The sequence below is a fragment of the Sphingomonas faeni genome, from assembly GCF_040407565.1.
GTDB lineage: Bacteria > Pseudomonadota > Alphaproteobacteria > Sphingomonadales > Sphingomonadaceae > Sphingomonas > Sphingomonas faeni_F.
In genome coordinates this window covers 1-575 of the sequence record NZ_JAPZPR010000024.1, presented here as the reverse complement: position 1 = coordinate 575, position 575 = coordinate 1, and the positions used below count along the sequence as shown (strand labels likewise).

General features: G+C 56.2%; 1 tRNA gene. It reads left to right on the top strand.

Features of this window, described 5'->3' with window-relative positions:
* The first annotated feature begins 25 nt into the window (after positions 1 to 25).
* Positions 26 to 101 (top strand) — tRNA-Ala (locus O6Y00_RS21970).
* Positions 102 to 575 lie beyond the last annotated feature (474 nt).

Here is a 575-nt window from a genome sequence, read left to right as displayed (position 1 = left end):
AGGCCCACCACACACAAGTGCGTTTGGGGCCTTAGCTCAGCTGGGAGAGCGGTTGCTTTGCAAGCATCAGGTCATCGGTTCGATCCCGATAGGCTCCACCATTTCGCAGGAGACGAGACGAGGCAGCGAAGCTGCCGCGCACGTATCCAAGAACGGCCAGCGCTACGGAGCGCGCCCACAAGGCGCAGCTTCGCTGCGACTGACGGGCTCGCGGGCAACGCACCATCAGCCATAACCTAGAGATGAAGAGAAACGGTTCGCCGTGCGAGAGCACGGTGATTGGGTCGAGACGACCCGTATTTGACATTGTGAATGGGTTTTTTAAAATCGATGCCGTGAGGTGCTCGATTTTGGAGGCGAGGATTGCTTCGGCGGTTCGTGAGGCACTTCTGTGCAAGGCGATCTGGACGAGCGGTTCGAGGCTTCAGATATCGACATCATCATACTAAATAATCTGGCTGAGATTATAATCATCCGCACCTGACAAAGGCCAACGCGCACTGCTCTGCCGAGTTGGTGATCCGAAAGGACACCCAGTGATGTCGTTGGTGGTGTGGACTCTCAAGCGTGAGGTA